This window comes from Actinokineospora sp. NBRC 105648, from assembly GCF_030269645.1.
GTDB lineage: Bacteria > Actinomycetota > Actinomycetes > Mycobacteriales > Pseudonocardiaceae > Actinokineospora.
Window position 1 is genome coordinate 1 of the sequence record NZ_BSTR01000124.1, and the last position, 430, is coordinate 430.

Annotated in this window: 1 pseudogene; it reads left to right on the forward strand. The window is 74.4% G+C overall.

Annotated features, from left to right (window positions below):
* Positions 1-430, forward strand: a pseudogene (locus QSK30_RS36645) (transposase); the annotation flags it as partial.

Here is a 430-nt window from a genome sequence, read left to right on the forward strand (position 1 = left end):
CCAGCATCGTGCGGGCGCATCAGCACGCCGCCGCCCCGCACAGGGGGCGAGCGAATCCCGCGGCGGGCAGAGCGAGCCATGTGATCGTGCCGTCGGCCGGTCCCGTGGCGGAGTCACTACCAGGATCCACCTCGCCTGCGACGGCCACGGACGGCCGCTGTCGATCGTGCTGACCGGCGGCAACGTCAACGACCGCACCCAGTTCACCACGGTCATGGCGGGTGTCGAGTTCCGCCGCCGGGGTCCGGGGCGACCTGCGACCCGGCCGGGCCGAGTGCCGGCCGACAGGGGCTACTCCAGCCGCGCCATCTGTTCCTACCTGCGCCGAGGGCACATCCCGGCGACGATTCCCGAACGCCGGGACCGGCAAGCCAACCGGCTGCGCCGCGGCCGGGCCGGTGGCCGCCCACCGGCCTTCGACCGTGTCGCC